Origin of the sequence: Avibacterium sp. 21-586 (genome assembly GCF_026226775.1) — a bacterium.
Classification (GTDB): Bacteria; Pseudomonadota; Gammaproteobacteria; order Enterobacterales; family Pasteurellaceae; genus Avibacterium.
This window is the reverse complement of record NZ_JAKKOD010000002.1, coordinates 60,075-67,500: the sequence shown is the minus strand read 5'-3', so window position 1 is coordinate 67,500 and position 7,426 is coordinate 60,075. Positions and strand designations below refer to the sequence as shown.

Annotated in this window: 5 protein-coding genes, 2 tRNA genes and 2 rRNA genes; 6 read left to right on the top strand and 3 right to left on the bottom strand. The window is 38.8% G+C overall.

The genetic code is table 11. From position 1 onward, the window contains the following. The first annotated feature begins 107 nt into the window (after window positions 1-107). The 6 genes from rrf (L5B71_RS07890) (at window position 108) to def (ending at window position 3,228) form a co-directional block, all read left to right on the top strand. A 5S ribosomal RNA gene (gene rrf / locus L5B71_RS07890) occupies window positions 108-223 on the top strand. A gap of 52 nt (window positions 224-275) precedes the next feature. Then, window positions 276-391, top strand: a 5S ribosomal RNA gene (gene rrf / locus L5B71_RS07885). Window positions 392-402: 11 nt separating this feature from the next. Continuing rightward, window positions 403-479, top strand: a tRNA-Asp gene (locus L5B71_RS07880). 8 nt (window positions 480-487) lie between these two features. Then, a tRNA-Trp gene (locus L5B71_RS07875) sits at window positions 488-563 on the top strand. 399 nt (window positions 564-962) lie between these two features. After that, a complete protein-coding gene (locus L5B71_RS07870) occupies window positions 963-2,129 on the top strand; it encodes an IS256 family transposase (RefSeq protein WP_265757848.1) in 1,167 nt (388 codons plus the stop codon). A 592-nt stretch (window positions 2,130-2,721) separates the two neighbouring features. Beyond that, the gene (gene def / locus L5B71_RS07865; RefSeq protein WP_265757847.1) at window positions 2,722-3,228 is read left to right on the top strand and encodes a peptide deformylase; all 507 of its coding nucleotides are present in this window, start codon (window positions 2,722-2,724) and stop codon (window positions 3,226-3,228) included. 59 nt (window positions 3,229-3,287) lie between these two features. On the opposite strand, the gene L5B71_RS07860 is transcribed toward def, so the two are convergent. The 3 genes from L5B71_RS07860 to L5B71_RS07850 all read right to left on the bottom strand — a co-directional run bounded on the left by L5B71_RS07860 (window position 3,288) and on the right by L5B71_RS07850 (window position 7,408). Beyond that, window positions 3,288-4,328 (bottom strand): IS481 family transposase, encoded by a 1,041-nt coding sequence (locus L5B71_RS07860; RefSeq protein WP_265757846.1) that lies wholly within the window; start codon window positions 4,326-4,328, stop codon window positions 3,288-3,290. A 223-nt stretch (window positions 4,329-4,551) separates the two neighbouring features. Further along, the gene (locus tag L5B71_RS07855; protein WP_265757845.1) at window positions 4,552-5,070 is read right to left on the bottom strand and encodes an Imm43 family immunity protein; all 519 of its coding nucleotides are present in this window, start codon (window positions 5,068-5,070) and stop codon (window positions 4,552-4,554) included. A 25-nt stretch (window positions 5,071-5,095) separates the two neighbouring features. Beyond that, window positions 5,096-7,408: an AHH domain-containing protein gene (locus L5B71_RS07850; RefSeq protein ID WP_265757805.1), complete on the bottom strand. Its 2,313-nt coding sequence runs from the start codon at window positions 7,406-7,408 to the stop codon at window positions 5,096-5,098. Window positions 7,409-7,426 lie beyond the last annotated feature (18 nt).

Genomic DNA, 7,426 nt, shown 5'->3' with positions numbered 1-7,426 from the left:
TTTGGCTTGTTTTTGATTGAGAAGGAAGAGTAAGAATGCTTAGTGAGATAACGAAATAATAGAAGTTATGAACTAAGAGAAAGGACTTAAAGAATAGAAAGAATTATCTTGGCGGCGTTAGTGCAGTGGACCCACCTAAATCCATGCCGAACTTAGAAGTGAAACGCTGTAACGCCGATGGTAGTGTGGGATATTCCCATGTGAGAGTAGGGCACCGCCAGGTTTTATTTTGTTAGTTTATTTTTTATATTGAATAAATTAACAAAATAAAATTTTTTGGCAGCAATAGTGTAGCGGACCCACCTAATTCCATGCCGAACTTAGAAGTGAAACGCTATAACGCCGATGGTAGTGTGGGATATTCCCATGTGAGAGTAGGTCACTGCCAATTATCAATTTTGCGGAGCGGTAGTTCAGCTGGTTAGAATACCTGCCTGTCACGCAGGGGGTCGCGGGTTCGAGTCCCGTCCGTTCCGCCACTTTATTTAGGGGCGTAGTTCAATTGGTAGAGCACCGGTCTCCAAAACCGGGTGTTGGGAGTTCGAGCCTCTCCGCCCCTGCCATATCTCTTTTATGAACTATCAGGTTTCACAAAGTGTATAATTCCTTAAATTACCTAAACATTTCCTTGATTATAATTAAAAAGTATATAGCTAGTTCTTTCTTTGATTACTAAGCCGTCTTGTTGGTGTTTCGCCAATGTCTATCTCAAGACTTGACAAACTATTAAAGTGATAGTTACCGACGAATGCTCCATTTCTTCTACACTGTTAGTGTCAGTGGTATTCTTTGAGTTCCAATGCGTTATAGCCATTTACTGATAAATTATTACTATAATAAGCTCTTACTTTCTTTTAAGATACCGCCCCACAAAGTGTGTCTCTTGAGAGGGAAAAGAAAAGGTCTCTCAAATTTTTGTAAGATTGTTTTAGCAAACGCAATCCGAAAAAGAGAGAGACCTTATGACTACTTTACAACTAAGTCCAAGCCAACTACAAGCCATTTGTAACGAGTTTACCGAAAAACCTAATGGCATCAATATGCTATTATCCATTATACTCAACATCCTCATGAAAGCCGAGCGCAAAGACTTCTTAACCACCAGCAATGGTGATGGCAACAAAGCTAATGGCTACCGTAGTCTACGCGGACTGGGTATCGGTGAGTCTATCGAGTTGTCCATCCCAAGAGACCGCTTAGGGCAGTTTAAACCCCTCCTGCTTGAAGTCATGAGGGAACAGCAGGATACGCTGAATGAGCTGTGTTTTGAGCTGTACGCCAATGGGTTAACCACCTGTCAAGTCGAAGACATTACTGAAAGCATCTATGGCAAAAAGCTTTCTAAAAGTGCGGTATCACGCATCATCGAAAGCCTGTATGAGGAGATGAAAGCCTTTCAAGAACGCCAGCTAGAGCGTCATTACCCTCTCATCTACCTAGATGCTACCTACGTCAAAACCAAGCGTAGGACTGTCTCCAGCGAAGCATACTATGTTGTACTCGGTGTGAAGCAGGACAAAACCCGAGAGGTGCTCGGTATCTATAATGCCCCAACAGAATCTGCCAGCACTTGGGACAACATCTGCCAAGATTTGAAAGACAGAGGCATACAACAGATTCAGTTAGCCATCATCGATGACTTGAAAGGGCTAGAACTGACGATTGAAAAACACTTTGCCTGCCGTGTGCAGAAGTGCGTACTGCACCTCAAAAGACGTCTGCTTAACCAAAGCAAAACCAGCCACAGAACAGAGCTGGGACAGGATTTGAAAGATGTCTTCCGTGTGGGCAAACATGACAGCTTATCGGCAACACTTGCACGAGCGAAATCCTGTTATCAGAAGTGGCGAAAATACTACCCACAAGCGCTTGCCATACTGGCTGATGAGGACAAGCTAAGCGATTACTTAACCTATCTGCATTATGAAAACGAGGTACAGAATATGATTTATACCACCAATCAAATCGAGCGGTTGAATAAGTCATTTAAGCGTGTGTTAAAGATACGCAACAGTATGCCCAGTGTGGATTCTGTGTTAACGCTGATGAGTAAAGTTGCTATTGATATGGGTGAAACGACTTACCGCTACCCATTGAGCCGTTTTGCAGATTCAGTACTTTTTAAGTAAACTGCCCATGCTAGCTTTCTTGCAAAAAGACACACTTTTGGGGACGGTACCTCTTTTTAAAGTCAAGGATTACTGTGATGTTGCGCATTTTTACCGATCATGGTTGTGAAGGATTGTGAGAAAGCCGAAAAAAAAGCATGATTTTTATCTTCTACATCTTGATTGTATCTTAATGCTCTTACGTTTTAGAATTGTTTGCAAGGCCCCCTTCCCTGTTGATTGTTCTTAATCGATATAAGCTTGGTGTTTATTTGCTTTTGTTGGTTACTTGTATTGGTGTAATAATAGAATGCTCTGAAACATCAAACAAGCATAAAGGGGTGTTTTATTCTCTGAGCTAAATATTTAATCGTCCTTATTTTTTGATAGTTGTCCATCTATTGAAGTCTGTTAAGTTAATATATCACTACATACGGTTCTTTAGCTTAAAATAACAATAAGGACTTAACATAACTTTCATCTCTACGATAAATAAAGAATCCATTTAGAAAACTAAGGTTTCTTTTCATAAGTAACCATCCCTTTCTATTGGCGTTTTGGTGGGAAAATGGTTACACTATATCTCTAATTTTACCAGAGGACAAATAAACTTATGGCGTTACTAGATGTTTTAATTTATCCCGATGAGCGCTTGAAGAACGTTGCGTCGCCCGTGGAAAAATTCGATGATGAATTGCACACCTTGATTGATAATATGTTCGAAACGATGTACCACGAGCAAGGTATTGGACTTGCTGCGACGCAAATTGATGTACATCAGCGCTTAATTGTTATTGATATTAAAGGTAATAAAGAAAACCGAATCGTGCTAATTAATCCAGAAATTATTGAAAGCTCTGGTGAAACAGGCATTGAGGAGGGGTGTCTTTCACTGCCAGGGATGAATGGTTTTGTGCCACGAAAAGAGAAGTTAAAAGTTCGTGCATTAGACAAAAACGGTAATGATTTCATTCTCAATGCTGATGGACTATTGGCAATTTGTATTCAGCACGAAATCGATCATTTAAACGGCATAGTATTTGCAGATTATTTATCCCCCCTTAAACGCCTACGAATGAAAGATAAACTGATAAAACTAAAAAAACAATTAGCTAAATAATTTGTAGAAGATCAAACCTAATCTGACAGTCCCCCGTTTAAAATGATGGGTCTGTCAGATTAATTTGAGCCTAAATTCTTTTCTGCCCAAATACATTTTCCATCAAGTAATGTTTCCATTGGTGTTCTACCACAGCACATTTTGCCTTGATGAGTTCGATGAAGATTATAATACACTAACCATTCATCTAAATCAGCTTGCAGTTGAGCTAAATCTGTATAAATGTGCTTTCTAAAAGCCACTTGATAAAACTCTTGCAAGATAGTCTTATGAAAACGCTCACAGATGCCATTTGTCTGTGGGTGTTTTACTTTAGTTTTTGTATGCTCAATATCATTAATCACTAAGTACAGCTCGTAATCATGATTTTCGACCTTGCCACAATACTCGCTTCCCCTATCCGTTAAAATTCGCAACATTGGTAAGCCTTGTGACACAAAGAACGGTAACACTTTATCATTTAACATATCCGCAGCAGCAATTGCTGTTTTCATCGTGTAGAGCTTCGCAAAAGCAACCTTGCTATAAGTATCAACAAACGTTTGCTGATAAATACATCCCACGCCTTTTAAATTGCCTACATAAAAAGTATCTTGTGAGCCTAAATAGCCAGGGTGAGCCGTCTCAATTTCACCACATGCAATATCATCGTCTTTTTTACGTTCTAAAGCTTGAACTTGGCTTTCACTCAGGATAATACCTTTTTCAGCAACTTTTTTTTCGAGAGCATTTAAACGCTGTTTAAAGTTAGCAAGATTATGGCGTAGCCAAATAGAACGAACACCACCAGCAGATACAAAAATACCTTGCTTACGAAGTTCATTGCTCACACGAACCTGTCCATACGTGGGGAAATCAAGAGCAAATTTTACGACTGCTTGCTCAACTTTTTCATCTACTCGATTTTTGATGTTCGGTACTCGACGAGTTTGATTCAGTAATGTATCAACACCGCCTTGTTCTACAGCTTGTTGATAACGATAGAACGAATCCCGGCTTATTCCCATCGTTTTGCAAGCTTGAGATATGTTTCCAAGTTCTTCCGCTAAATTAAGTAAACCAGTCTTGTGTTTAATGAGAGGATTGTTAGAATAAAACATGAGAGTTTCCTTTTTTGTTTAGATTGAATTTTAGACACTCATATTCTAAACGGGAAACTCTCATTTTTATAATGATTTGTCAGATCAAGTCTGATCTTCTACAGCTAAATGGCCTAAATGCATTTTCTAAGCATATTTCTCCATTAGCTCTATCATTGGTTTATATCTATCTTGTTTCCCAAGGTATTTTTTTACGCTATATTCGCCACTGGCATCACATTTTCTAAACCTCTTTAAACTCAGCACCAGTTAAAGCATTTTTTATGATCTCTTTTTTTATACTTTCACTAATAATAATCGCTACAGAAAACTTGCTTAAACGAAATAACGCCTTATTAATCTTTGAATAATCTAATTTCAGTTTATAAAAACTGTCATATTCACCAGCCAAGTCTGGCCTTATAGGATCATCCTTCTCAAACTTAGTAAATTCTGAACGATTTTCATCAACACAATCAATTTCATTATGAATGACCATGGCGAAATATTTTTTTATTGTTTTTTTATTTTCTATTTTGACAGGAATAAAAGATAGACCATTAGTATTCTCTATCAAAACTTTAAAATCTTCACTCACAATAGGAACGTTAAATGGAACCATAGTTGTATAATCAAGTTCTTCTCCATCTTGAATTAATCGTATTATCAGATTAGTTTCATGAATCTCTGCATTTATTAATTTCCAATTATCAATGCTATGAATACCTCCTAAAATACCAACGGTTTGGGTAGTCAATATCATCTAATAATCTATAATATTTCATTAATTACTCCTTGGTTAGCCATTTATTCACTTGTGTACCTGGTGTTTGTGCGTCTTTACCAATTTTCTCTAGCGTAGATTCCACTGCCTGTCTATACTCCTGGGTTTTAGGAGAAAGACCTATAGTTCTTCTAGATAATTTATCATATACATATTGATGGTATTCCTTAGGATGTGGTCCTTGATGTCCAAATACCTTAACTTTATTAATTGCATCATTAAAACTTAAATTTGCTCCATCAAATATCTCTTTAAATACAGGCGTCCAAGGTCCTCCATTTGCTGTTGATATACAGTTTTTGTCTGTACAAATATGGTGGATTGGTGTTTTTTGACTTAATGTATTTTTTAATACTAAAGGTTTTGATACATTTATTTGCAAACCATTATCATCAATCATCATAAATTGATTAGACAACGTTCCATTAGAAGAGATTCTTTGATAAATAGTGCTATTTGTGACAGCATCTTTTATCCCAGTATTTATGAGTTTTCCTCCGTTAGGTCCTTCAACTATACCGAGTGATAATGTTCGATAATTATTTCCTAGCTCATTGCCTGTTACATAACTTAAGCTTCCTCCCCGAGTAATTTTTTCAAAAGCAGCCACTGTCGCTTTTTGACCTAATATACTTGCACCTTTAACCGCAGCACTCCCAGCTTTCACAACAGGAGCAAATTCAGCCAAAACACTTCCACCCCGAACTAATGGAATTAATGTCGTTTCTATCGACATATCCTTACCATACAGATAATTCACATCGGACTGATTGTAATGAGTACGTAAGATATCTTTTGGGGCACTAGTCAGTGTTGACCATTTTTCACCTATACAACGAAATGGTGATTTGACACACTCCGAAGCACTATAGGCTATATTTTGTGTCAGTGTCTTGCCTGTGTCGAGTGGATGATTTAGCAAAGCTCGCCCTGAGCTAGAAAGCCCATCAAGTACATCGCTTCCACTTTTTACTATGAGGTTATTCCGAATTTCAGGGATTAATGCGTTGGTTAAAACCTGATTATTCGCTTTGTCATATTGTGTGGCTAAACCTGAATATTTCCCTGTGGAATAATATTCATCTTTTATGGCACTAAATAATTTTTGTTTTTCACCATTCGCATTGATAAAAAAGGCGGGGTCTTCACCAAGAGGTAGTGGCACGCTATTAGAATAGCTAGCAGCACTTGCACTACGTAAAAACTGTAATGCTTCCTTATCTTGGGTGTTAATCATTTGTTTCCAAGCGTAATCTACCTCTTGAGCCGCTTGAATAATTAGACGTTCTTCTGCTGTTTTTTCATCAATACCTTGTTCTTCAGCAAAACGTTTTGCATTCTCTTTTATCCACTTCATTTCATCTGGATGCAACTGGCGATTGTTCCAATCTGTATTGGCTGCTGCGGTGATTGCGCCCGCGTTGCCATTGCCTACTGCCGCACCAATAGCTAAGCCTGCTGCGCCATCCACAAACGCTTTGCCTGCCTTGCCAAATTTAGCTTCTGCGGTTTCACCTAATTTTTCAATGACTGGGGCAGCAAGAGATGTTGTGCCAGCCGCAGCGGCACCATTGACATTGCCCGTGAGTAATCCCCCTACCGCAGCGTGCAATGCCGCTCTACCAATGCCACCTTCTTTCCAAAGATTGTAGCGAGTTTGGTTTTCATTGAGATAGCTTGTTAGTTGAGCTAGTTCGCTTTGTAGTTTTGCTCGCTCTTCTGGGGTGGTGGTGCTTGACAATGCGGCTTCAACCTGTGATTTTCGCGCAGATAAAATTTCATAATTTTGCACCGCACCTAATTTTTCTGAAGCCCAAGCGACACCTTGTGCAGCAACAGGGGCGAAGTTTTTGGTCACCTCTTGTTGAATCGCTAATTCTTTACTTAACGCCTCTTTATCAAAGTTATTTTCAAGCACCCCTGCATTCGCTTGGGCATTCTCTGTAGTAATCTCTGTTTTGATTTCTTTCAGTGTTTCTGCAACAGATTTTCCTGTGAGCGCTTGCTGAGCTTGTTCATCTCGAATATGAAGATTGGTGGTGTTAATGCCACTTTTTGTTAAGCTAGATTGGCTGTCTTTGTCATAACCAAAGCCGATACCTTGATTGACTCGAGTTGCCCGCGAACCATCTTCATTTAGGATAATATTGTCGTCCTTATCTCTTACCTGACGACTGTCCCAACCGCCATTAATGTCTGCTTGTACGCCAACACCAAAAGCAGTTCCGCTATAATTTGCATGGTTTTCAATATCAGAATAGGAAAGTGTTCCCGTCTCAAAACGGTTTTTACCTTCTGCTTTGTTTGCCTGATACATCAGAACCTATAATGCCTA